This window comes from Pseudomonas oryzihabitans (assembly GCF_024652905.1).
In the GTDB taxonomy this organism is placed as follows: Bacteria; Pseudomonadota; Gammaproteobacteria; order Pseudomonadales; family Pseudomonadaceae; genus Chryseomonas; species Chryseomonas benzopyrenica.
This window is the reverse complement of record NZ_CP102428.1, coordinates 366,539-388,255: the sequence shown is the minus strand read 5'-3', so window position 1 is coordinate 388,255 and position 21,717 is coordinate 366,539. Positions and strand designations below refer to the sequence as shown.

Below are 21,717 nucleotides of genomic sequence, written 5' to 3'. Positions count from 1 at the left end.
GAAATTCTAACACATTCAGGGAGGTATCCGCCCCTGGCGATCACCTCAATGCAGGCGTCGGCGATTCATCAACTCGGCCATCTTCTTGGCGTCCGGGCGCTCCACCACGCCGCGCTCGGTGACGATGGCGTCGATGAGATCGGCCGGGGTGACGTCGAACACCGGATTGAAGGCGTCCACGCCGGCGGCGATGCGCTGCCCGCCCACTTCCAGCAACTCGTGACCGGCGCGCTCCTCGATGGGGATGTCGTCACCGGACGCGAGCTTCATGTCGATGGTGGAACTGGGCGCCACCACCATGAAGCGCACCCCGTGGTGCATGGCGATGACCGCCAGGTTGTAGGTGCCGATCTTGTTGGCCACGTCGCCATTGGCGGTGATGCGATCGGCGCCGACGATCACCCAGGCGACGTTGCGCGTCTTCATCAGGTGCGCCGCGGCGGCATCGGCGTTGAGGCTGACCGGAATGCCCTCCCCGGCCAGCTCCCAGGCGGTCAGGCGCGAGCCCTGCAGCCAGGGGCGGGTCTCGTCGGCGTGGACGCATTCCACCAGGCCGTCCAGGTGCGCCGCGCGCAACACGCCCAGAGCGGTGCCGAAGCCGCCGGTGGCCAGGGCGCCGGTATTGCAGTGGGTGAGGAAGGTCTGCTTGCTGGCGTCGTGCTTGCGGATCAGTTCGACGCCCAGCTGGGCCATGGTCAGGTTGGCTTCGCGATCGCTCAGGTGGATGGCCACCGCCTCGGCTTCCAGCGCCGCCAGGGCGCCTTCCCCGGTCGCGCGCGTCAGACGCTCGCGCATCCGGTTGAGCGCCCAGAACAGGTTGACCGCGGTGGGCCGCGACGCCGCCAGCAGCTCGAAGTCGGCGCTGACGGTCTCCTCCCAGTCCTCACCCGCCGCGGCGCGCTGCCGGGCGCCCAGCACTACGCCATAGGCGGCGCTGATGCCGATGGCGGGCGCGCCACGCACCAGCATGTCGCGGATGGCCTGGGCCACCTCGGCGGCGCTGTGACAGGCGACCCAGTGTTCGCGCAGCGGCAACAGGCGCTGGTCGAGCAGGTGCAGGGCACCGTCCCGCCAGTCGATCGCCTTGATCTTTTCCGCCGCCAGCAGACGCTCTCGCATGATCTCTCCTCGACCTGAATCTGTAGCCCGCCAGTATACCGGCATCGGCGCGCGGATTTAGCGGTAGCGCCACAAGGACCGCTATACTGCCGGCTCGCCCCTCTTGGAATCGTCGCCGATGCCCACCCCCGCGCCCCTGGACCTCTTGTTGCTCCCCAGCTGGATCGTGCCGGTGGAGCCTGCCGGGGTGGTCCTGCGCGATTACGCCCTGGGGGTGCGCGATGGCTGCATCGCCCTGCTCGCCCCGCGCGCCGAGGCCCTGCGCCAGCCGGCGAAGGAAACCCTGGAGCTGCCGGGCAAGGTGCTGATCCCCGGGCTGATCAATGCCCATGGTCACGCCGCCATGACGCTGTTTCGCGGCATGGCCGACGACCTGCCGCTGCAGACCTGGCTGCAGGATCACATCTGGCCGGCCGAAGGCCGCTGGGTCGACGAGGATTTCGTCCGCGACGGCACCACCCTGGCCATCGCCGAGCAGATCCGGGGCGGCATCACCTGCTTCTCGGACATGTACTTCTATCCCCAGGTGGCCTGCGAGGCGATCCATCGCACTGGCGTGCGCGCCCAGGTCTGCCTGCCGATCCTCGACTTCCCGATTCCCGGCGCCCGCACGGCGGACGACATGATCCGTCGTGGCCTGGAGCTGTTCGACGACATGAAGCTGCACGAGCGCATCAGCGTGGCCTTCGGTCCCCATGCGCCCTATACCGTGGCCGACGCCAAGCTCGAAGAGATCCTGGTGCTGGCCGAGCAGCTGCAGGCACCGATCCAGATGCACGTGCACGAGACCGCCTTCGAGGTGGAACAGGCGCTGGAGCAGACCGGCGAGCGGCCGCTCAGCCGGCTGCGGCGCCTGGGCCTGCTCGGTCCGCGTTTCCAGGCCGTGCACATGACCCAGGTGGACGACGAGGATCTGGAAAACCTGGTCGAAACCAACAGCCACGTCATCCACAGCCCCGAGTCCAACCTCAAGCTGGCCAGCGGCTTCTGCCCGGTGGAGCGCCTCTGGCAGGCCGGCGTCAACGTGGCCATCGGCACCGATGGTGCGGCCAGCAACAACGATCTCGACCTGCTCGGCGAAACCCGCACCGCCGCTCTGCTGGCCAAGGCCGTCGCCGGCTCGGCCACTGCCCTGGATGCCCATCGCGCGCTGCGCATGGCGACCCTGAACGGTGCCCGCGCCCTGGGCCTGGAGCGCTGCCTGGGTTCGCTGGAAGTCGGCAAGGCCGCCGATCTGACCGCCGTCGACCTCAGCGGCCTTGCCCAGCAGCCGCTCTACGACCCCGTTTCCCAACTCATCTATGCCACCGGCCGGGACCGCGTCAGCGACGTCTGGGTCGGCGGCGTGCCGCTGCTGCGCCAGAGCGAACTCGTGCGCCTGGACGAGGCCGAACTCATAGCCAATGCGCAGCAGTGGGCCACCCGTATCCAGCAGGGCGCCTGACGCGCCCCGCTCCCTTGCCTCTGGAGAACCCCATGTCCAACGTCGATAACGCCGAGATCGCCAAGTTCGAGGCCCTCGCCTACCGCTGGTGGGATCGCGAGAGCGAATTCAAGCCGCTGCACGACATCAATCCGCTGCGCGTCAACTGGATCGACCAGCACGCCGGCCTGGCCGGCAAGAAGGTGCTGGACGTCGGCTGCGGTGGCGGCATCCTTAGTGAGGCCATGGCCCAACGTGGTGCCCAGGTGACCGGCATCGACATGGCCGAGGCGCCCCTGGCCGTCGCCCGCTTGCACCAGCTGGAGTCCGGCGTGCCGGTGGAATACATCCAGGAGACCACCGAGGACCACGCGCGCAAGCACGCCGGCACCTATGACATCGTGACCTGCCTGGAAATGCTCGAACACGTGCCGGATCCCTCCTCGGTGATCAAGGCCTGCCACGACCTGGTCAAGCCGGGCGGCCAGGTGTTCTTCTCCACCATCAACCGCAATCCCAAGGCCTATCTGTTCGCCATCGTCGGCGCGGAATACGTGCTGCGCCTGCTGCCACGCGGCACCCACGATTTCCGCAAGTTCATCCGCCCCTCGGAACTGGGCGCCTGGGCCCGTGCCGCCGGCCTCAACCTGCGCGACGTCATCGGCCTCACCTACAACCCGCTGACCAAGAGATACAAGCTGGAAGGCGACGTGACGGTGAACTACATGGTGCGCACCCAGCGCGAGGACTAGGCCATGCGTCTGCAAGCGGTCCTATTCGACATGGATGGCACCCTGCTGGACACGGCGCCGGACTTCATCGCCATCATCCAGGGCATGCGCCAGGACAGGGGCCTCGCGCTCGCCGATGAAGCCCGCCTGCGCGGCGTCATCTCCGGTGGCGCCAAGGCCATGATCCTGGCCGGCTTCGAGGTCGACCCGCTGGGCACCGAACTCGAGCCCCTGCGCCTGGAGTTTCTCGAACGCTACCAGACGCACTGCGCGGTCCATACCCGGCTGTTCGAGGGCATGGACGAGATCCTGCGCGATCTCGACGCCGCCCGGCTGCGCTGGGGCGTGGTGACCAACAAGCCGGTGCGCTTCGCCGAGCCGATCATGCAGCGCCTGGGCCTGGCCGAACGCTCGGCCTGCCTGGTCTGCCCGGATCACGTCACGCACAGCAAGCCGGACCCGGAGATGGTGGTGCTGGCCTGTCGGCAACTGGATGTCGATCCCCAGACCGCCCTGTTCATCGGTGACGACCTGCGCGACATCGAGTCGGGCCGCGCCGCCGGCAGCAAGACGGTGGCGGCACGCTACGGCTACATCCATCCGGACGACCACCCCGAGCACTGGGGTGCCGACGCCATCATCGACCACCCGCTGGAATTGCGCGCCCTGCTCGATCGCGCGCTGTGCGGCTGCTAGAGGTTCAGATGTTCGACTACCAGGCTCCCGCCGAGCTATTGAAAGACCGCGTCATCCTCGTCACCGGCGCCAACCGCGGCATCGGCGCCGCCTTGGCCAAGGGCTGTGCGGCCCTGGGTGCCAAGGTCATCCTCCAGGGTCGCGATGCCGCGGCGCTGGATGCGGTGTGCGAGGAGATCCAGGCCGGTGGTGGCCAGGCCGAGGCCTTGGTACTGGATCTGGAACAGGCTGACGCGGCGGCCTATGCCGCCGTGGCGGAGCGCCTGCAGCGAGGTCATGGCCGCCTGGACGGCCTGGTGCACAACGCCGGCCTGCTGGGACCGCGGATGCCGTTGGAAGAAACCTCCGCCACGGCCCTGGCGCAGGTGCTGCAGGTGAACGTCCAGGCAGGCTTCGCCCTGACCCAGGCGTTGTTGCCGCTGCTCAGGGCCGCCGATGCGGCCTCGGTGATCTTCACCTCCAGCAGCGTCGGTCGCAAGGGACGGGCCAGCTGGGGCGCCTATTCGGTGTCCAAGTTCGCCACCGAAGGCCTGATGCAGGTGTGGGCCGAGGAGCTTGGAGAAGCCGGCATCCGGGTCAACAGCGTCAACCCGGGCGGCACCCGCACCGCCATGCGCGCGGCGGCCTATCCCGAGGAAGATCCTGCCCGGGTGCCCGCGCCGGAGGCCATCCTGCCGGTCTATCTCTACTTGCTCGGCCCCGACAGTCGAGGCACCACCGGGCAGGCGCTCAACGCCCAGTAGCGGGTTCGGTCAGACGTGGAAGCGCTGCACCAGTCGCGAGAGCTCGTCGCCCAGCTCGGCCAGCTCCCGACTGGCTGACGCCGTCGCCGCCATCGCCTGGCTGGACTGATCGGCGCCGTCGCGAATCCGGGTGACATTGACCGCCACCTCTTCGGCCACGCCCCGCTGCTGCAAGGCCGCCGCGGCGATCTGCTGATTCTTCTGCTGGATGCTGGCCACCGCCGTGGCGATACCGGCGAAGGCCCGCCGGGTATCGCCGGCACTGCCCAGGGTACCGGCCAGCAGGGTCTCGCTCTGCTGCATCCGCGCGACCGCCTCGCCACTGCCCTTCTGCAACACCACGATGAGCTGCTCGATCTCGACACTCGACTGCTGGGTACGGCGCGCCAGGGCGCGGACTTCGTCGGCGACCACAGCAAACCCTCGCCCCTGCTCACCGGCGCGGGCCGCTTCGATGGCCGCGTTGAGCGCCAGCAGGTTGGTCTGCTCGGCCACTGCCTTGATCACGTCCAGCACACTGCTGATCGCCTGGCTGTCGTGGGACACGCCTTCGAGGCGCTCGGCAGCTGCCCGGACGTCCACCCCCAAGGTCTCGATATTGGCCAGACTGCGGCCGATCACCGCCTGGCCGTCGCTGACCTGGCGCTCGGCTTGGTCGCCGGCACCGGCGGCGGCCTCGGCGTCCGCGGCGACGCCCTGGGCGGTGGCGGCCAATTCAGCCATGGCCGCCGCCACCTGATCGGTTTCCTCGCGCTGGCGGGTCACGCCCAGTTGCGCCTCCCGGGCCTGCTCGGCGAGGGCCGCGGCGGACTGGCCGAGCCGGCCGATGCCATTCTGCAGTTGCAGAACCATGCCGCGCAGCGCCGCCACCATGCTGGCGCTGGAACGTTGCAGCTGGCCGATCTCGTCACCGCGATCCACGGTCAACTCGACATCCAGCTGGCCCTGGGCGATGCGTTCGGCGGCAGCGATCACCTTGCGCAGCGGGCGGACAATGGCCAGGGTGATGATCAGCGCGGCCAGGGCACCGACGATCAGCGCCAGCAGCGCAACGCCGCCGATGGTCAGCAGGCGCTTGGTCATCATCGCCTGCAACTCGGCTTCCTGTTGCCCATAGAGGGCATCGACCCGCTCCACGGCGGCCTCGGCCAGGCTGGTCATCCGCGCACCGGCGGTCTGCTCCTGGGCCAGGGCGGCGGCATAGTCGCCCAGGCGGCGGATGAATTCCTTGATATTGGTGGAGACATCCTGGATGACCGAGGAATAGGCCGGATCGCTCAGCTGCGGCTCCACCTTGGCCAGCAGCTCGAGGGCGGCACTGGCCGAGGGCAAGGGCTGGTCATCCACCGTGTTCTTGCCTGCCCGCGCCTGAGCTTCGTCGAGGCTCTTGAGCATCAGGCGATAGAGTTCGCCGACCTGCTGCGACAGGGTCAGGAGTTCGGCGCCCTGCTTGCCAGCGGAATCCTTGAGCGCATAGGCGCCGTCATCCAGCAGACCGGACTGGAGGATATCCAGGCTGTTGGCCGCGCCCTCCACCAGGAAGGCCGCCCCTTCCATGGCCAGACGGCGCGAGGTATTGAGGCGCTCGAAGTCGGCGAAGGCGGCACCATAGGCCTTGGTGGCCTCGCGGGCGGCATCGACATCGGCAGCGTTGGCATTGCCCACCTCCGCCTGCAACTGCCCCAACCGCTCGAGTACCACCGGCAGGGCCTGCCGCAGGTGCTCGGCCTGGGCGGCCTCGCCACTCAGGCGAAAGCCCTGCTCCAGGGCGCGCACCTGCATCACCTGCCGGTTGATCGCCGCCATGTCGCGCAGGGAACCGAAGCGATGCTCGACATCCTTGAGCGCAAGGCCGCCCTGGAGGGCTACCACCAGTGTCAGCAGCAGCACCAGAGCAAAGCCCACCGCCAGCTTGGTCGCGGTTCGCCAATTGGCCAGGCGATAGCGGGCAATCCCTTTCATACGGCACCCCAACGGAATGAGTTCTACCGACGCTGTCGTCCGCAGAAGCCGATTCTTGAGGGGCTGGGTGGCTAACGAGCCGCTATCCGTCGCACTCGGTTATGCCGACGTCGCTTTGGATGGCGGCCGTTTGCCAGCCGCACGAACGATCAACGACCGGCGCGAGACTCGCGAGTATAGAAGCGCGCCTTTTCCGCATTCTTCACGCAACCGGTGTAGGCCTCGACCTGCTGCTGGGTCTTGGCGGTGGACAGCAGCGCCAGCGCCTTGGAATAGCTCACGGTGCCGGAAAAACCTTCGGCCTTGGCCAGGTCGAGTTCCTGCCAGGCGGAGCGGGTCTGGCTGGCGCAGCTGTCGCGATTGACCACCTTGCCCGAGCATCCCGCGAGCACCACGGTAGCCAACGTAGCGACCAGGACGGGAACCAGTTTCGCTTTCATCTCTTTTTCTCCTTGCGACCTGCGACCGGCCGGAACGGCCGGATAACCGCAGCGTAGACCGCTAACCGTGGCCGCTGTTCAGCCTCGATTGCGTAGAAACTCGACCACCGCGGCCTGGTCGCCGCTGAAGATCACCCGCGACGCCTTGCTCTCGCGCTGATAGGCATACATGGGATCGTAGTATTCGGCCAGCAGGCCCTCGATCCAGCCACGATGCGCGGCAACGTCGCCCGAGCGCTCCTGCTCGGCCAGGGCGTCTTCGAGAATGGTCGACAGTCTCTGGAAGCGTTCGCCACCCAGGCGCTTGGCGATGCCGGAGAGACTCTTGCGCAGCTGCTCGGCGAACAGCGCGAAGCCCTGCTCCGGCCCGTGCAGGGCAAGGAATTCCGCCGCCAAGTCGATGACGTAGTCGCGCAGGATGCGCTCAATGCGATTTTCCCGGCTGTCTTCCAGCCAGACCAGCGGGTACTGCTGCATGTCCTGGTGCAATTCCAACGGCAAGGAGCAGCGACCGACCAGCCGTGACTCGTCTTCCAGCACGAACTGCCCCTGCCCCGCCTGGCGGCGGCGCAACAGATCGACGGCCAGGCGATTCTCGAAATCGATCTGGCCCGGCTGCGGCGTGGCGCGCTTGCCGAAACTGGAACCGCGGTGGTTGGCATGCCCTTCGAGGTCGACGGCGTTGTCGAGTTGGGCCACCACCTCGGTCTTGCCGGTACCGGTCATGCCGCCCACCACCACGAAGCGGCACTCGGCCAGGGCCTGCTGCAGCGTGTCGATAAGGAAGGTGCGCATGGCCTTGTAGCCACCCACCACCCGCGGATAGGCGATGCCGGCCTCGCTGCGCAGCCATTCCTGGCTGATCTGCGAGCGCAAGCCGCCGCGAAAGCAATAGAGATAGCCCTCCGGATGGGCCCGGGCAAAATCGGCCCAGGCCTGGATGCGCGCCTCCTTGACCGCACCGGACACCAGTTGATGACCCAGTTGCAACGCCGCCTGCTGGCCCTGCTGCTTATAGCGGGTGCCCACGCGCTGGCGCTCCAGGTCGTTCATCAATGGCAGGTTGGTCGCCTGGGGAAAGGCACCCTTGCCGAACTCCACCGGGGCACGGACATCGATCAGGGGTACATCGCTCAGGAACAGCGCTCGCAGGTCGCGGGCATCCTCACGCTGGTTCATCAAGCCACCTCGACCGCATGGGCGCGCCGAGCCACCAGTTGCCCTATGGGTTGCAGGGCCAGACCCAGCTCCGCGGCCACGCCAAGGAATTCCGCCTCGCCCTCGGGGGCCACGGCCACCAACAGGCCGCCACTGGTCTGGGGATCGCACAGCAGCTGGCGGCGGGCCTCGTCCAGCGGGGCGATGCGGCTGCCGTAGCTGTCGAAGTTGCGCTCGGTGCCGCCGGGCACGCAGCCCTGTTGCAGATAGAAATCCACCCCGTCGAGACGGGGAATGGCGGCGAAGTCGAGTTCGGCGGTCAGGCCACTGCCGTCGGCCATCTCCACCAAGTGGCCGAGCAGCCCGAAGCCAGTGACGTCGGTCATCGCCGTCACCCCGGCCAGGCGGCCGAAACGGCTGCCGGGACGATTGAGCTGGCACATGGTGTCACGCGCGAGATGGCGATCCTCCGGCCGCAACAGGGCGCGCTTCTCGGCGGTGGTGAGGATGCCGATGCCCAGCGGCTTGGTCAGATAGAGACGACTGCCCAAGGTCGCGGTGTCGTTACGCTTGAGGTGGCGCTTCTCCACGATCCCGGTCACGGCCAGGCCGAAGATCGGCTCGGGCGCGTCGATGGAATGGCCGCCGGCCAGGGGAATGCCGGCCTCGTCGCAGACCCGCCGACCGCCGGCGATGACCTCGCGCGCCACTTCCGGCGGCAGCACATTGACCGGCCAACCGAGGATGGCGATGGCCAGCAAGGGGTCACCACCCATGGCATAGATGTCGCTGATGGCATTGGTGGCGGCGATGCGACCGAAATCGAAGGGGTCATCGACGATGGGCATGAAGAAGTCGGTGGTGGAGACCACCCCACGCTCGTCATCCAGACCATAGACCGCCGCATCGTCGCGCGACGCATTGCCCACCCACAGCCGCGGATCCAGATGCTGGGCCCCGCTGCCGGCCAGGATGGTCTCCAGGGTCTTGGGGGCGATCTTGCAACCACAACCGGCACCGTGGCTGTATTGGGTGAGGCGAATGGGATCGGTCATCGTTACTCCGGTTCAGCGGTGGCGCTGGTTCGACAGCCAGCGCGAAGGGGCGTAATAGTAGCAAATGCCTGTCAGCCGGCGGGGAACGACCGCGCCTAACAGATCGCCAGCCAAAGCAAAAGGACTGTTTTCTGGCGGTAATCCACAGTTGCTGTGGATAACCTCGTGGAAAACCTCCGGCCGACCCCGGACAAGCGAGCGGCGGTGCGGCGATGGACGAACTGGCGATTTTTTAGCCGGTCCGCCAACTATTTTTTCCCGCTGAAGGGTAGCGAACGGAAGCGCCGTGCGTTATGGCCAGGGTGCGCTAGCATTGCCGGTTTCCCCGGTCATAGCAGTGCTCATGTCTTCTTCAGCGACGTCCCACCTCACGCCCTGGCAACGCGGTCTGCTGCTCGCCAGCCTCATGCTCATCGCCCTCAACCTGCGCCCGGCCCTCTCCAGCCTGGCGCCCCTGCTGCGGCAGATCGAAGCCAGCACGGGCCTTTCCAGCAGCGCCATCGGCCTGCTCACCACCCTGCCGGTACTCTGCCTGGGGCTATTCGCGCCCTTGGCCCCGCGCCTGGCGCGCCGCTGGGGCAGCGAACGTACCCTGGGCGCCATCCTGGCGCTGCTCGCCGGCGGCATCGTCCTGCGCAGTCTGCTGCCACCCCTGGGGCTGTTTCTTGGCAGCCTGATCGCCGGCGCCTGCATCGGCATCCTCGGCGTGCTGCTGCCAGCCCTGGTCAAGCGCGACTTTCCCGCCCAGGCCGGCCAACTGATGGGGCTCTACACCATGATGCTGTGCATTGGCGCCGCCGTGGCCGCTGGCGCCACCGCGCCCCTCGCCGCAGCCTTCGACGGCCGCTGGCAACCTGCTCTCGCCACCTGGGCCCTGGTCGCCGTGGTGGCCCTGCTGGTCTGGCTGCCGCAATTGCGCCAGCCGCCCACCATCGCACCGCACCGGGGTGCCGGCGGTTCGCTGTGGCGCAACCGACTGGCCTGGCAGATCACCCTGTACATGGGCTTGCAGTCGTCGCTGGCCTATATCGTCTTTGGCTGGCTGCCGACCCTGCTGATGGATCGCGGCCTGGGCATGGTGCAGGCGGGTCTGATGCTGTCGGGTTCGGTGATGACCCAGCTGGTCAGCGCCCTCACCGCCCCCTGGCTGGCGACCCGCGGCAGAGACCAGCGCCTGGCCATCGTGGTGGCCATGAGCCTGACCCTCGCCGGCTTGCTGGGCTGCCTCTATGCGCCGCTGGGTAGTCTCTGGCTGTGGGCCGTCGTGCTCGGCCTGGGCCAGGGCGGCACCTTCAGCCTGGCGCTCGCCCTGCTGGTGCTGCGCTCGCGGGATGCGGAAACCGCCGGGCGGCTGTCGGGCATGGCCCAGGGCGCGGGCTACAGCCTGGCTTCGCTCGGCCCGCTGCTGGTGGGCATCCTCCATGACGCCACCCACGACTGGGCACCCATGGGCGTGCTCTTCACCCTGATCGCCGTGCTGGCCACGCTCTTTGGTCTGGGCGCGGGGCGGACCCGCTACGTCAACGACGTCTAGCGGCGATAGAGCCCGGCGGCTCGACCGGCTTCGGTCTGCAGTCGCGGCGCGCGGATTCCCGCCTCGCGCAGGACGCTCTGCCAGGCCATGGCCTGGTCGCCGCCCAGGGTCACGGCGACATCGCCATTGAGCGCCAGGGCCGCCGCCAGGCGGGCGATCCAGGGTTGCTCCGGCGTCCGCTCCATGACGGGCAGCAGCAGCTGACCGTCGCGTTGCAATTCCTTGAGCAGGGTGGCAGCGCTCGGCAACAACTCGGGCAGGGGTTGGCCGGCCTGCAGCCGCTCGGCATGCAGGTAGCCGCGGCGGTTGCCCCGGGTGATGCCATAGAGCGTCAGCACCGTCTGTGGCTCCGCCAGCTGCAATACCAGCAGACCCTGCTGGTCGTCGGGCCCGAACAGCATGGCATCGCCCAGCAGGCTGTTGGCGATGACGCTGCTGGCGCCGCAGTCACGCCCCTCGCACCAGTAGAGCAGCGTCGCACCCTGCTGCTGCAGGCGCTGGCGTTCGCTGTCGAGGCGCGCCAGCGGCGGATGTCCAGGGGCCAGCTCGAAGGTCTGGGTCTGGAGTTCGCCCTCCACCTGCAAGGAATCCTCCAGGCGCAGGCGACCGCCGATGCGACTGGCCGGCCCCAGCGGATAGAGGCGTTCGGCAGTTGCCGGTCCGGTTTCGCGAACGAGCTGGGCATGATCCATGGGCGCGATTTCGGGCAGTACGGCGGCCTGCACACCACAGGTGGAAAACAGCAGGCCGATCAGCAGGGATCGGCGGACGAGAGTGGTGCAGAGGCAGAACGGTCGGCTAGGCATGCCGCATTATTCGTCGCGCCCGGTGCTGGCGGCAAAGAAGGCATTGAAACAATCTGCGACGGCCTGGGCGCCCGCGGCATCGTCCAGGTGCAGATGGTGCCCGCCCGGCAGCTCATGGAGGCTGAAGTGTGGCTGCTGCCGTGCCAGGCGCATGGCCTCGGCATGGGGCGCCACGAGGCCGCCCGCGGCCACCACCAGCGCCGTCGGGCAGCGCACGGCGTCCAGGCAGGCAGCCGCCTGCTCCGGCGTGAAACGCATCCGACTGGGCAGCCGCAGGCGCGGATCGGAGCGCCAGGTATAGCCACCCGGCACCGCCATCAAGCCGCGCTCAGCGAGCAACTCGGCGGCTTCGCGACTGACCGTCAACGCCCCCTTCAGCCGCGCCGCCACGGCGTCTTCCACCGTGGCATAGACCGGCTTGCGTCGATTGGGCAATTCCAGCTCGGCGAGCAGCGCCTTGCCGAGTTTCTCCGACGTCTCCTCCGCCGGCGTGGTGTAGGGCAGCAGGCCATCGATCAGCGCCAGGCGCTCGATCTGCTCCGGCAGGGCCGCGGCGGCGATGACGCCGACGATGGCGCCCATGGAGTGCCCGAGCAGGCCGAAGCGGTCCCAGCCCAGTTGCCGCGCGGCAGCGAGCACATCCAGTCCATAGTCCTGGATGGCATATCCGACGCCAGCGGGACGATGTGCCGACAGCCCGTGCCCGGGCAGGTCCAGCGCGACGATGCGCAGACCCTGCAGGCGGGGGGCGAGCTGGGCGAAAGTCATGGCATTGTCCAGCCAGCCATGCAGCGCCAGCACCGGATAGCCGTCTTCCGGGCCGAACACCCGGGCGCTCAGCTCGATATGAGGCAGCTCCAGGCGCAGCTCCTGCACCTGGGCCGTCATGTGCTTGCCTCCCCTGCCAGCCAGACGCTGGCCATGCCTAGGAGGGGTCCCGTTGCAGCGGGACCACCGCCACGGTCAGCCGCGATACGCAGGTCAGGCGTCCTTCCTCATCGCTCAGGCGGATGTCCCAGACATGGCTGCTGCGCCCCAGGTGCAGGGGTCGCGCGACCGCCGTTACCCGCCCGGAACGCACGCCGCGCACGTGGTTGGCGTTGATTTCCTGACCCACGCAATAGAAGCGCGAACGATCCACGCAGAGCATGCTGGCGATCGAGCCCACGGTTTCCGCCAGGGCCACCGAGGCGCCGCCATGCAGCAGCCCCATGGGCTGGTGAGTACGCCGGTCGACCACCATGCTGGCGGTCAGGCTGCTGTCGTCCCAGGCTTCGATGCGCATGTCCAGGTGTTCGGCGAGGGTATTTTCGAGCGCACGCCCGAGGTCCTCAGGATCAGGAAGGGTCTGCCAGATGCTCATGTACTTTCCTTGCAAGGGCGTCAGCCATGGAAGTGACTGACCAGCTCGAAACCGCCGGCCAGGGACAGCGGCGCCTCCAGGCACAGCAGGGACGCGGTGCACATGGCTACCGGTGCCTGCCGATGACCGTGCAGCAACCAGCCGGCCAGTTCAGCGACGAAGGGATTATGGGTCACCAGCAGCAGCTCCTCCACACCCAGGCGCTCCAGCTCGTCCAGGGCGCGTTCCGGCTCGCCGTCGGGCGTGGCCCAGGAGGCACTGCGCACCTCGCCTGGCCAGCCCAGTTGCTGCTGAACCAGAGCCGCCGTCTGCTGCGCCCGTACGTAGGGACTGGCGAGGATGAGCTGCAGTTGGGCACCCTGCAGTTGCAGGGCGCTGCGCAACACCTCGGCGCGCCCGGCCATGGTCAGCTCGCGCAGCTCGTCGCTGGACGCCCGCGCCTCGGCTTCGCCATGCCGCAGCAGCCAGAGCTTCATGGCGCGGTGGCGGAGCGATCGTCGGCGGGCTCGGTGGCCGGCCAATCGGCGAAGGGCCAGGGCTTCACTTCGCTGGCGAAGGTGCCGAAGCGGACGATCTGCGCCAGATAGGCGCCCAGGGCCGCGCCAAAGGCGATCAGCCCGGGGTTGGCCTCGCCCTTGATCAGGCGCACCACCAGTTGCACCAGCACCACCACCGCCAGCACGTACTGCGCACCCAGCCAGACGAACAGGAACAGCAGCATCCAGATCAGGCGCAGGCCTAGCAGCTCGCGGGAATGCTCGGGTTGGGACATGGGAATTCCTCTTTTCAGACAGTGTAGCGGCTCAGAGCCTGTTCAGGATCTCGGCGGCGTCCGCCACATCGACATCGGTCTTGGGCTCACCGCCCATCAGGGCCTCGATCACCTGCCCCAAACTGCGACCCTCGAACAGGATCGCATAGAGGCCGTTTACCAGGGGCATGTAGACGCCCAGCTCATCCGCTTTTTCCTTGAGCACGCGCAGGGTGTTGACGCCTTCGGCGGTCTCGCCGATCTGCGCCACCGCCTCGTCCAGGGTCAGTCCCCGCCCGAGGGCGTGACCCACCCGGTAGTTGCGGCTCTTCTCCGACGAGCAGGTCACGATCAGGTCCCCGACCCCGGCCAGGCCGAGGTAGGTGATGGGATTGGCGCCGCGCTGCACGGCGAAGCGGGTCATCTCGGCCAGGGCCCGGGTGATCAGCATGCTGCGGGTGTTCTCGCCCATCGCCAGGGCCGCGGCCATGCCGGCGATGATGGCGTAGACGTTCTTCAGGGCGCCGGCCAGTTCGACGCCGAGGCGATCGGCGCTGGCATAGACGCGGAAGGTACGGCCGTGCAGTGCCGCCTGGACCTGCCGGCACACGGCTTCGTCCTCGCTGGCCACCACGGTGGCGGTGAGCTGATGCTCGGCGATCTCGCGGGCCAGATTGGGGCCGGAGATGATGCCGATGCGCGCGCGCGGCACGATTTCCGCGAGGATCTCGCTCATCAGCATGAAGGAATGCGCCTCGATGCCCTTGGTGGTGCTGACGAGGAAACGCCCCTCCAGTTGCTGGGCGATGGGCGCCAGCGCCTGGCGCAGCGCGCTCGACGGCAACGCGACCAGGATCAGCTCGCAGCCCTGGATGGCGCCCGGCAGATCACTGGTGGCCTCGACCGCGGCGTGCACCTTGATACCCTTCAGGTAGCGGGGGTTCTCGCGCTCGCGGCGGATGGTCTCGGCCTGTTGCGGATCGCGCATCCACAGGCGCACCGGCAGCCCGTTCTCGGCGACCAGATTGGCCAGGGCGGTACCGAAACTGCCGCCACCCAGGACGGCGATGGGGGATTGGACTGTCATCGAAACTCTCGTCATCACCGCGATCGCGCGGCCTCGCCGCCCAGTATACGGTAGCCGCACGAACGCCTCAGGGCCTGTTCACGATCTGCCTCGTTTCGGCCGAACGGTGTTGAAAACGGCTGCGCGATGCACATTTAGCACCGGTAAACAGCTCTTTCTCGGCCCTGCCCGCTTCGCTGACCCAAGGACCGCAAGATCCTGAACGGCCTCCCAGGATGGAGAATTGACTGCGGAAAGTGCACAATGGTCCGTTAACGAGCGGGGCGCTGGCCTGTGACTTTCCCGATGCCCCGGCAGTCTACTGCTACACGAAGCCATACCCAGAGCGACCTTCGGAGTCGCCAGAGCCTGGACCTAGGCCAGCTACAGGAGCTTGCATGACCAAACAACACGCCTTTACCTACGAAGACTTGCTGCGCTGCAGCCGTGGCGAGCTCTTCGGTCCGGGCAATGCCCAATTGCCCGCACCGAACATGCTGATGATCGATCGGATCACGCATATCAGTGAGGTAGGCGGGAAATACGGCAAGGGCGAACTGGTGGCGGAACTCGATATCCGTCCCGACCTCTGGTTCTTCGGTTGCCATTTCGAAGGTGATCCGGTGATGCCGGGCTGCCTGGGCCTGGATGCCATGTGGCAGCTGGTCGGTTTCTACCTTGGCTGGCAGGGCAATCCGGGTCGCGGTCGCGCCCTGGGCTCTGGCGAAGTGAAGTTCTTCGGTCAGGTACTGCCGACCGCCAAGAAGGTCACCTACAATATCCATATCAAACGCACCATCAACAGGTCGCTGATTCTGGCCATCGCCGATGGCACCGTTAGCGTGGACGGCCGCGAGATCTACTCCGCCGAAGGTCTGCGCGTCGGCCTGTTCACTTCCACCGATAGCTTCTAAGGGCTTTTCGCATGCGTCGCGTCGTCATTACCGGTCTGGGTATCGTTTCGTGCCTGGGCAATGATAAAGACACCGTTTCCGCCAACCTGCGCGCAGGCCGTGCCGGCATCCGTCACAATCCGGAATATGCCGAAATGGGTCTGCGCAGCCAGGTTTCCGGTTCCATCGACCTGAACCTCGAAGAACTGATCGACCGCAAGGTCAAGCGCTTCGTCGGCGATGCCGCCGCCTACGCCTATCTGGCGATGGAGCAGGCGATCAAGGACTCCGGTCTGGCCGAAGACCAGGTCTCCAACCCTCGCACCGGCCTGATCGCCGGCTCGGGTGGCGCTTCCACCTTCAACCAGATGGAAGCCCTGGACATCCTGCGCGAGAAGGGCGTCAAGCGCGTCGGTCCCTACCGCGTGACCCGGACCATGAGCAGCACGGTCTCCGCCTGCCTGGCCACCCCCTTCAAGATCAAGGGCCTGAACTACTCCGTAGCCTCGGCCTGCGCCACCAGCGCTCACTGCATCGGCCTGGCCATGGAGCAGATCCAGCTCGGCAAGCAGGACGTAGTCTTCGCCGGCGGCGGCGAGGAAGAGCACTGGACCCAGAGCATGCTGTTCGATGCCATGGGCGCGCTCTCCAGCGACTACAACGAGACGCCGGAAAAGGCTTCCCGTGCCTACGACAGCAAGCGTGACGGTTTCGTCATCGCTGGCGGCGGCGGCATGGTGGTGGTCGAGGAACTCGAACACGCCCTGGCCCGTGGCGCCAAGATCTATGCCGAGATCGTCGGCTACGGCGCGACCTCCGACGGCTACGACATGGTCGCCCCGAGCGGCGAAGGCGCCATCCGCTGCATGCAGCAGGCGCTGTCCACCGTCGACGGCGAGATCGACTACCTGAACACCCACGGCACCTCCACCCCGGTGGGCGACGTGGCCGAAATCAAGGGCGTACGCGCCGTGTTCGGTGACAAGGCGCCGGCCATCAGCTCCACCAAGAGCCTGTCCGGCCACTCCCTGGGCGCCGCCGGCGTCCATGAGGCCATCTACTGCATGCTGATGATGGAAGGCAACTTCATCGCCGGCTCGGCCAACATCGACGAACTGGATCCGGAAGTCGCTGACCTGCCGATCCTGCGCGAGACCAAGGAAGACGCCAAGCTGGACCTCGTCATGAGCAACAGCTTCGGCTTCGGCGGCACCAACGCCACCCTGGTACTCAAGCGCTGGCAAGGCTGATAACCCTCGCTTGTGTGACCCAAACGGCGCCTCTGGCGCCGTTTTTCATTTCTGCGCCGTGCCCCGCTGAACCGGTCACCGGCCCCGCGGTCGAAGGCGCCGGCACTTCGCCTGCGAACCTCCAGGAAGAATGGATTCAGCAGCGCGAATAGCTTAATCTCGCGCCGCTTCGCTGTGTCTGCGCAGCCGTCCTAGACAGCGCTGTCCGAGAATCGCGGGCAGAAACAAGAAACTGTTGTACCCATGGAGCCCCAATGCACAATCAAAACCAGAGCTACCGCGGACCCTTGATCGTCCTCACCATGCTGTTCTTCATGTGGGGCCTGATCACCTCGCTGAACGACATCCTCATCCCCCACCTCAAGGCGGTCTTCACCCTTAGCTACCTGCAGGCCTCGCTGATCCAGTTCTGCTTCTTCACCGCCTACTTCATCGTCTCCTTCCCGGCGGGTCGCCTGGTGGAAAGTCTGGGCTACAAGAAGGGCATCATCGTCGGCCTGCTCACTGCCGGCGTTGGTTGCGTGCTCTTCTACCCGGCGGCCGGAGCCCACTCCTACGGCTTCTTCCTGACCGCCCTGTTCGTACTGGCGGCCGGCATCACCGTGTTGCAGGTAGCGGCGAATCCCTATGTCACCATCCTCGGCAAGCCGGAAACCGCGGCCTCGCGCCTCAACCTGACCCAGGCCTTCAACTCCCTGGGCACCACCGTCGGCCCACTGGTGGGCGCGGTGACCATCCTGGCGCTGGTCGGTGAAGACTCCGCCGCCCATTCGGTGCAGCTGCCCTACCTGATCCTGGCCGGCATGCTGGTCGCCCTGGCGGTGATCATTGGCCTCTTCCGCCTGCCGCAGATCAAGGACACCGAACAGGACAACGCCACCGACGAGAACGCCCTGGCCGCCAACAGCGTCTGGGCCTATCGCCACCTGCTGCTCGGCGTGGTCGGCATCTTCATGTACGTGGGTGCCGAAGTGTCCATCGGCAGCTACCTGGTGAGCCTGATGGAAAGCCCGGACGTGGCCGGCCTGAACGCCGCTACCGCCGCCAAGTACCTGTCGCTGTACTGGGGTGGCGCCATGGTCGGTCGCTTCATCGGCGGCGTGATCATGACCAAGGTGCGGCCGAACCTGGTGCTGAGCTTCAACGCCATCGCCATCGGCGTGCTGCTGGCCGTGGCCGTGCTGCAAGGCGGCAAGGTCGCCATGTGGGCCCTGCTGGCCATCGGCTTCTTCAACTCCATCATGTTCCCGACCATCTTCTCCCTGGCGCTCAAGGGCCTGGGCAAGTTCACCTCCAAGGGTTCGGGTCTGCTGTGCATGGGTATCGTCGGCGGCGCCTTGGTGCCGGCCATCCAGGGCTACTTCGCCGATACCATCGGCCTGCTGCCCTCCTTCCTTATCCCCCTGGTCTGCTACCTCTACATCCTGTTCTACGGCGTGATGGGCTACCGTCCCAGCCTGCGCCGCTGATCCACCCCGAAGCGCTGGCGGTCTGCCAGCGCTTCACCCCTCCTCCTGCTATTACCCGTCCCCTTCCCCTCTGCTTCGGCAACCTGCCTGCGACCACGCAGCCTGGTCACCTTACCTGCGCCTGCTCGTCCTCCGGCAAGACGACGCTCGCAAGGCCCGCATACAGCGCCCCCCCCTGCTTTCCACTGCATCCTGGCTGCCACCCAAGAGCGTGATGGAGCCGCAGCCCAGGCACCCTGGCCGGCGGTTGAGGCAACCCCAGCCAATTGATCGCTCGGCGTTTCCGCCAGGGCACAGCGCCTGCGTCCCTCCCTCAGCAAATCCAAGGCAAAAGAAAACGCCCGCATCTTTCGATACGGGCGTTTCGCACTTGCCGGCGGGACCGCTCCAGGAGCGGTCCTCGCGCTAGGCTCAGGCAGTCTGGCGAGCTTCCTCGACTTCGACGGCGTTCGGGCCGCGAGCGAGTTCGGTCTTCAAGGTCTGCTCGTCCAGCTGGCCGCACCACTTGGCGACCACGATGGAGGCCACGCCGTTGCCGACCAGGTTGGTCAGGGCGCGGGCTTCGGACATGAAGCGGTCGATACCCAGGATCAGCGCCAGGCCAGCGACCGGTACGTGACCGACGGCGGACAGGGTGGCGGCCAGCACGATGAAGCCGCTACCGGTGACGCCTGCGGCGCCCTTGGAGGAGATCAGCAGCACCAGCAGCAGGGTGATCTGGTGGGTGATGTCCATCTGGGTGTTGGTGGCCTGGGCGATGAACACCGCGGCCATGGTCAGGTAGATGGAGGTACCGTCGAGGTTGAAGGAGTAGCCGGTGGGGATCACCAGGCCTACCACCGACTTCTCGGCGCCCAGCTTCTGCATCTTGGTCAGCATGCGCGGCAGGGCGGACTCGGAGGACGAGGTACCCAGCACAATCAGCAGTTCTTCACGGATGTACTTGATGAACTTGAGGATGCTGAAGCCGTGCATGCGCGCCACGGCGCCCAGTACCACCAGTACGAACAGCAGGCAGGTGATATAGAAGCAGGCCATCAGGTAGCCCAGCTGCACCAGGGTGCCGACGCCGTATTTGCCGATGGTGAACGCCATGGCACCGAAGGCGCCGATGGGGGCGAGCTTCATGATGACGTTGATGATGTTGAAGAAGACGTGGGAGATGCGGTCGATGAAGTTGAACACCAGTTGACCGGTCTCGCCCAGGCGATGCAGGGCGTAGCCGAACAGCACGGCGAAGAACAGGACCTGCAGGATCTCACCGGTGGCGAAGGCGTTGACGACCGTCGACGGGATGATGTTCATCAGGAAGTCGATGGTGCTCTGCTTCTCGCCAGCTGCCGCGTAGGCCGCGATGCCCTTGGTGTCCAGGGTGCTGACGTCGACGTTCATGCCGGCGCCCGGCTGGACGACGTTGACCACGATCAGGCCGATCAGCAGTGCGATGGTAGAGAAGATCTCGAAGTACAGCAGCGCCATGCCGCCGGTCTTGCCCACGGCCTTCATGTTCTGCATGCCGGCGATGCCGGTCACCACGGTGCAGAAGATGATGGGCGCGATGACCATCTTGATCAGCTTGATGAAACCGTCGCCCAGCGGCTTCATGGCCGCGCCGGTCTGGGGATAGAAGTGGCCGAGCAGGATACCCAGGACAATCGCCACGATTACCTGGAAGTACAGGCTCTTGTAGATCGGCTGCTTGACGGGTCGCTTGGGCGCGGGAGCTGTAGTAGTTGTTGTGTCGACGGTTGCTGTCATGGCTCTTTCCCTTGTGGCCACTGCCTGACGTCCTGTCTGAGTGGGCACCTGACTGATGTTGGCTCTCTCATCCTGAGAGCTTTTTGTTGTGGATCTGGCGGCCGCGCGACGGTGACGCCAGTATCTGGCTAAACCTAAGCAATCGTCGTTCCACTTTTGGCTGCGCAATCAAAAGGCCAGCTTTCATGCACCTTTCAGCCAAAAGTCTAGTAGCCCGCGGCGGGCGGAACCTCGCCACCCGACGAAAAGGGGCGGAAATCCCCCACCATCCGAGGCGGTTTTCCGCCAGCCAGAGCCGGTAGTCGGCTATCCTTTGCGCGCCCTTCCCTCGGAGCCTGTCGTGATCCGTAGCTACCCTCCACGAGTAGTCGGCTGAGATGCCTGTCTTGCCCCCCGCCGACCTGCCCGGCTGCTGCACAGCGCCCGAGCTGCTACCGCCCCTGGCGGCGGAACTTGCCTCCCTGAGCCTGCTGCACTGCCGTTTCGATCCCGCCCAGGTGAGCTTCGAGCGCGACGCCCTGCGCCTGGGCGCCCTGCCTCCGGACAACATCCGCCGCGCCGTGGCCAAGCGCCAGGCCGAGTACCTGGCCGGTCGTCTCTGCGCTCGCGAGGCGCTGCGCCAGCTGAGCGGTACTGCTGCGGTGCCCGGTCATCGCACCACGGACCGCGGACCCGCCTGGCCGACCGGCTGGGTCGGCGCCATCACCCATAGCCATGGCTGGGCAGCCGCGGTGGTGGGCAGCGCCCGGGACTACCAGGGTCTCGGTCTGGATGTGGAGAATCTGCTCGAACCGGCCAAGGCCCTACGTCTGGCCGACCAGATCCTCACCCCGGCCGAACGGGAAAGCGTGCAGGCGTTGGACGAAGATCGGCAGGCCTTTGCCATCACCCTGGCGTTTTCCGCCAAGGAAAGTCTGTTCAAGGCGCTGCACCCCCAGGTCGGGCAGATGTTCTTCTTCCAGGATGCCGAGATCCTTGGCACCGATCCCGGCGGTACCTTCGACATCCGTCTGCTGCTCGATCTCTCGCCGCGCTGGTCCGCCGGGACATCCCTGCGCGGTCACTTCCGCCTGGACGAGCAACAGCGGTTGCTGACGCTGGTCGCGCCTCGGCACTGAGGGATGCCTACAGAGGAAGGGTTCTCTGGTCGATGAGGTCCGCGGAGGTTGGCCGGGGCAGAACGTCGCAGCGGCCATCGAACGTTTTCTTATGGTGGAGAAAGTGCTCATAGCGAACCGGTATATCCCTCGACGCTTTTGTCATGCCGGTTCCGCCACGTTGTACGTTATTTGACCACCTCGCTCTGATCCCAGCCTTCACGCGCACTGACCGGGTACCACCCCCAGGATACCCCCCAGTCCCGAACAGCTTATCCACGTCTTATCCACAGCTGAAAACGTGACAAACGCGACATCTAGTGGCCTTTGCACCCCCGCACCACCATATATAGCAGTTCGTCGGTATAGCCTGGGACGGCGAAACACCCCTCTGTCAAGACTG

General features: G+C 66.5%; 21 protein-coding genes and 1 pseudogene. 9 read left to right on the top strand and 13 right to left on the bottom strand.

The genetic code is table 11. The features are described from left to right. Nucleotides 1-45 precede the first annotated feature (45 nt). Nucleotides 46-1,119 carry an S-methyl-5-thioribose-1-phosphate isomerase gene (mtnA, locus tag NRG74_RS01805; RefSeq protein ID WP_257705595.1) on the bottom strand — a complete coding sequence of 358 codons (1,074 nt, stop codon included), beginning with the start codon at nucleotides 1,117-1,119 and terminating at the stop codon, nucleotides 46-48. A 118-nt stretch (nucleotides 1,120-1,237) separates the two neighbouring features. On the opposite strand from mtnA, the gene NRG74_RS01800 reads away from it, so the two are divergent. The 4 genes from NRG74_RS01800 to NRG74_RS01785 are packed head-to-tail and all read left to right on the top strand — an operon-like array spanning nucleotide 1,238 to nucleotide 4,712. After that, entirely contained in the window at nucleotides 1,238-2,563 is a 1,326-nt protein-coding gene (locus NRG74_RS01800) for a TRZ/ATZ family hydrolase (RefSeq protein ID WP_257705594.1), read from the top strand. A gap of 32 nt (nucleotides 2,564-2,595) precedes the next feature. Further along, nucleotides 2,596-3,294, top strand: a complete 699-nt coding sequence (gene ubiG, locus NRG74_RS01795; RefSeq protein WP_059315629.1) for a bifunctional 2-polyprenyl-6-hydroxyphenol methylase/3-demethylubiquinol 3-O-methyltransferase UbiG — start codon at nucleotides 2,596-2,598, stop codon at nucleotides 3,292-3,294. Nucleotides 3,295-3,297: 3 nt separating this feature from the next. After that, a complete protein-coding gene (mupP, locus tag NRG74_RS01790) occupies nucleotides 3,298-3,969 on the top strand; it encodes an N-acetylmuramic acid 6-phosphate phosphatase MupP (RefSeq protein ID WP_184286353.1) in 672 nt (223 codons plus the stop codon). A gap of 8 nt (nucleotides 3,970-3,977) precedes the next feature. Then, nucleotides 3,978-4,712: a YciK family oxidoreductase gene (locus tag NRG74_RS01785; protein WP_257705593.1), complete on the top strand. Its 735-nt coding sequence runs from the start codon at nucleotides 3,978-3,980 to the stop codon at nucleotides 4,710-4,712. 9 nt (nucleotides 4,713-4,721) lie between these two features. Here NRG74_RS01785 and NRG74_RS24515 read toward each other — a convergent pair whose 3' ends face one another. From NRG74_RS24515 to selD, 5 genes and pseudogenes are all read right to left on the bottom strand, one after another. Further along, complete coding sequence (locus tag NRG74_RS24515; protein WP_437181176.1) at nucleotides 4,722-5,435, bottom strand: methyl-accepting chemotaxis protein; 714 nt, start codon at nucleotides 5,433-5,435, stop codon at nucleotides 4,722-4,724. 219 nt (nucleotides 5,436-5,654) lie between these two features. Continuing rightward, nucleotides 5,655-5,795, bottom strand: a pseudogene (locus NRG74_RS24510) (hypothetical protein); the annotation flags it as partial. Between the two features lie 1,028 nt (nucleotides 5,796-6,823). After that, nucleotides 6,824-7,114, bottom strand: a complete 291-nt coding sequence (locus NRG74_RS01775) for a hypothetical protein (RefSeq protein WP_257705591.1) — start codon at nucleotides 7,112-7,114, stop codon at nucleotides 6,824-6,826. A 78-nt stretch (nucleotides 7,115-7,192) separates the two neighbouring features. Continuing rightward, nucleotides 7,193-8,293, bottom strand: coding sequence for a tRNA 2-selenouridine(34) synthase MnmH (mnmH, locus tag NRG74_RS01770; protein WP_257705590.1), 1,101 nt, complete (start codon nucleotides 8,291-8,293; stop codon nucleotides 7,193-7,195). Further along, nucleotides 8,293-9,327, bottom strand: coding sequence for a selenide, water dikinase SelD (gene selD, locus NRG74_RS01765; protein WP_017641981.1), 1,035 nt, complete (start codon nucleotides 9,325-9,327; stop codon nucleotides 8,293-8,295). The genes mnmH and selD overlap by 1 nt, the downstream gene beginning before the upstream one ends. Nucleotides 9,328-9,670: 343 nt before the next feature. Between selD and NRG74_RS01760 the strand changes: the two genes are divergently transcribed. Beyond that, nucleotides 9,671-10,861 carry a CynX/NimT family MFS transporter gene (locus NRG74_RS01760; RefSeq protein ID WP_257705589.1) on the top strand — a complete coding sequence of 397 codons (1,191 nt, stop codon included), beginning with the start codon at nucleotides 9,671-9,673 and terminating at the stop codon, nucleotides 10,859-10,861. Here NRG74_RS01760 and NRG74_RS01755 read toward each other — a convergent pair. From NRG74_RS01755 to NRG74_RS01730, 6 genes are read right to left on the bottom strand one after another with little or no spacing between them, the layout of a single operon-like run. Continuing rightward, nucleotides 10,858-11,667: a DUF4892 domain-containing protein gene (locus NRG74_RS01755; protein WP_257705588.1), complete on the bottom strand. Its 810-nt coding sequence runs from the start codon at nucleotides 11,665-11,667 to the stop codon at nucleotides 10,858-10,860. The genes NRG74_RS01760 and NRG74_RS01755 overlap by 4 nt on opposite strands. Before the next feature lie 6 nt (nucleotides 11,668-11,673). Next, a complete protein-coding gene (locus NRG74_RS01750; RefSeq protein ID WP_257705587.1) occupies nucleotides 11,674-12,555 on the bottom strand; it encodes an alpha/beta fold hydrolase in 882 nt (293 codons plus the stop codon). 37 nt (nucleotides 12,556-12,592) lie between these two features. After that, a complete protein-coding gene (locus NRG74_RS01745; RefSeq protein ID WP_160923413.1) occupies nucleotides 12,593-13,030 on the bottom strand; it encodes a hotdog fold thioesterase in 438 nt (145 codons plus the stop codon). Between the two features lie 20 nt (nucleotides 13,031-13,050). Beyond that, nucleotides 13,051-13,506, bottom strand: a complete 456-nt coding sequence (gene sixA, locus NRG74_RS01740) for a phosphohistidine phosphatase SixA (protein ID WP_257705586.1) — start codon at nucleotides 13,504-13,506, stop codon at nucleotides 13,051-13,053. Further along, a complete protein-coding gene (locus NRG74_RS01735; protein ID WP_093254715.1) occupies nucleotides 13,503-13,802 on the bottom strand; it encodes a DUF4389 domain-containing protein in 300 nt (99 codons plus the stop codon). The genes sixA and NRG74_RS01735 overlap by 4 nt, the downstream gene beginning before the upstream one ends. Nucleotides 13,803-13,833: 31 nt before the next feature. Next, complete coding sequence (locus tag NRG74_RS01730) at nucleotides 13,834-14,868, bottom strand: NAD(P)H-dependent glycerol-3-phosphate dehydrogenase (protein WP_064308389.1); 1,035 nt, start codon at nucleotides 14,866-14,868, stop codon at nucleotides 13,834-13,836. Nucleotides 14,869-15,245: 377 nt separating this feature from the next. Here NRG74_RS01730 and fabA point away from each other — a divergent pair, with 377 nt between their 5' ends. The 3 genes from fabA (at nucleotide 15,246) to NRG74_RS01715 (ending at nucleotide 18,459) form a co-directional block, all read left to right on the top strand. Then, entirely contained in the window at nucleotides 15,246-15,761 is a 516-nt protein-coding gene (gene fabA / locus NRG74_RS01725; RefSeq protein ID WP_007160484.1) for a 3-hydroxyacyl-[acyl-carrier-protein] dehydratase FabA, read from the top strand. 11 nt (nucleotides 15,762-15,772) lie between these two features. Further along, nucleotides 15,773-16,990: a beta-ketoacyl-ACP synthase I gene (gene fabB / locus NRG74_RS01720; RefSeq protein ID WP_017641974.1), complete on the top strand. Its 1,218-nt coding sequence runs from the start codon at nucleotides 15,773-15,775 to the stop codon at nucleotides 16,988-16,990. 254 nt (nucleotides 16,991-17,244) lie between these two features. Further along, nucleotides 17,245-18,459, top strand: coding sequence for a sugar MFS transporter (locus NRG74_RS01715; protein WP_064308390.1), 1,215 nt, complete (start codon nucleotides 17,245-17,247; stop codon nucleotides 18,457-18,459). Nucleotides 18,460-18,870: 411 nt separating this feature from the next. Here NRG74_RS01715 and NRG74_RS01710 read toward each other — a convergent pair whose 3' ends face one another. Then, nucleotides 18,871-20,217, bottom strand: coding sequence for a dicarboxylate/amino acid:cation symporter (locus tag NRG74_RS01710; protein WP_051226179.1), 1,347 nt, complete (start codon nucleotides 20,215-20,217; stop codon nucleotides 18,871-18,873). A gap of 377 nt (nucleotides 20,218-20,594) precedes the next feature. Between NRG74_RS01710 and NRG74_RS01705 the strand changes: the two genes are divergently transcribed. Next, a complete protein-coding gene (locus tag NRG74_RS01705; RefSeq protein ID WP_257705585.1) occupies nucleotides 20,595-21,335 on the top strand; it encodes a 4'-phosphopantetheinyl transferase family protein in 741 nt (246 codons plus the stop codon). Nucleotides 21,336-21,717 lie beyond the last annotated feature (382 nt).

What these genes read in the sequence shown, in the direction of transcription:
- mtnA (WP_257705595.1), bottom strand. Translation starts at nt 1,119, where the DNA reads ATGCGAGAGCGTCTGCTGGCGGCGGAAAAGATCAAGGCGATCGACTGG.
- NRG74_RS01800 (WP_257705594.1), top strand. Translation starts at nt 1,238, where the DNA reads ATGCCCACCCCCGCGCCCCTGGACCTCTTGTTGCTCCCCAGCTGGATC.
- ubiG (WP_059315629.1), top strand. Translation starts at nt 2,596, where the DNA reads ATGTCCAACGTCGATAACGCCGAGATCGCCAAGTTCGAGGCCCTCGCC.
- mupP (WP_184286353.1), top strand. Translation starts at nt 3,298, where the DNA reads ATGCGTCTGCAAGCGGTCCTATTCGACATGGATGGCACCCTGCTGGAC.
- NRG74_RS01785 (WP_257705593.1), top strand. Translation starts at nt 3,978, where the DNA reads ATGTTCGACTACCAGGCTCCCGCCGAGCTATTGAAAGACCGCGTCATC.
- NRG74_RS24515 (WP_437181176.1), bottom strand. Translation starts at nt 5,435, where the DNA reads ATGGCTGAATTGGCCGCCACCGCCCAGGGCGTCGCCGCGGACGCCGAG.
- NRG74_RS01775 (WP_257705591.1), bottom strand. Translation starts at nt 7,114, where the DNA reads ATGAAAGCGAAACTGGTTCCCGTCCTGGTCGCTACGTTGGCTACCGTG.
- mnmH (WP_257705590.1), bottom strand. Translation starts at nt 8,293, where the DNA reads ATGAACCAGCGTGAGGATGCCCGCGACCTGCGAGCGCTGTTCCTGAGC.
- selD (WP_017641981.1), bottom strand. Translation starts at nt 9,327, where the DNA reads ATGACCGATCCCATTCGCCTCACCCAATACAGCCACGGTGCCGGTTGT.
- NRG74_RS01760 (WP_257705589.1), top strand. Translation starts at nt 9,671, where the DNA reads ATGTCTTCTTCAGCGACGTCCCACCTCACGCCCTGGCAACGCGGTCTG.
- NRG74_RS01755 (WP_257705588.1), bottom strand. Translation starts at nt 11,667, where the DNA reads ATGCCTAGCCGACCGTTCTGCCTCTGCACCACTCTCGTCCGCCGATCC.
- NRG74_RS01750 (WP_257705587.1), bottom strand. Translation starts at nt 12,555, where the DNA reads ATGACGGCCCAGGTGCAGGAGCTGCGCCTGGAGCTGCCTCATATCGAG.
- NRG74_RS01745 (WP_160923413.1), bottom strand. Translation starts at nt 13,030, where the DNA reads ATGAGCATCTGGCAGACCCTTCCTGATCCTGAGGACCTCGGGCGTGCG.
- sixA (WP_257705586.1), bottom strand. Translation starts at nt 13,506, where the DNA reads ATGAAGCTCTGGCTGCTGCGGCATGGCGAAGCCGAGGCGCGGGCGTCC.
- NRG74_RS01735 (WP_093254715.1), bottom strand. Translation starts at nt 13,802, where the DNA reads ATGTCCCAACCCGAGCATTCCCGCGAGCTGCTAGGCCTGCGCCTGATC.
- NRG74_RS01730 (WP_064308389.1), bottom strand. Translation starts at nt 14,868, where the DNA reads ATGACAGTCCAATCCCCCATCGCCGTCCTGGGTGGCGGCAGTTTCGGT.
- fabA (WP_007160484.1), top strand. Translation starts at nt 15,246, where the DNA reads ATGACCAAACAACACGCCTTTACCTACGAAGACTTGCTGCGCTGCAGC.
- fabB (WP_017641974.1), top strand. Translation starts at nt 15,773, where the DNA reads ATGCGTCGCGTCGTCATTACCGGTCTGGGTATCGTTTCGTGCCTGGGC.
- NRG74_RS01715 (WP_064308390.1), top strand. Translation starts at nt 17,245, where the DNA reads ATGCACAATCAAAACCAGAGCTACCGCGGACCCTTGATCGTCCTCACC.
- NRG74_RS01710 (WP_051226179.1), bottom strand. Translation starts at nt 20,217, where the DNA reads ATGACAGCAACCGTCGACACAACAACTACTACAGCTCCCGCGCCCAAG.
- NRG74_RS01705 (WP_257705585.1), top strand. Translation starts at nt 20,595, where the DNA reads ATGCCTGTCTTGCCCCCCGCCGACCTGCCCGGCTGCTGCACAGCGCCC.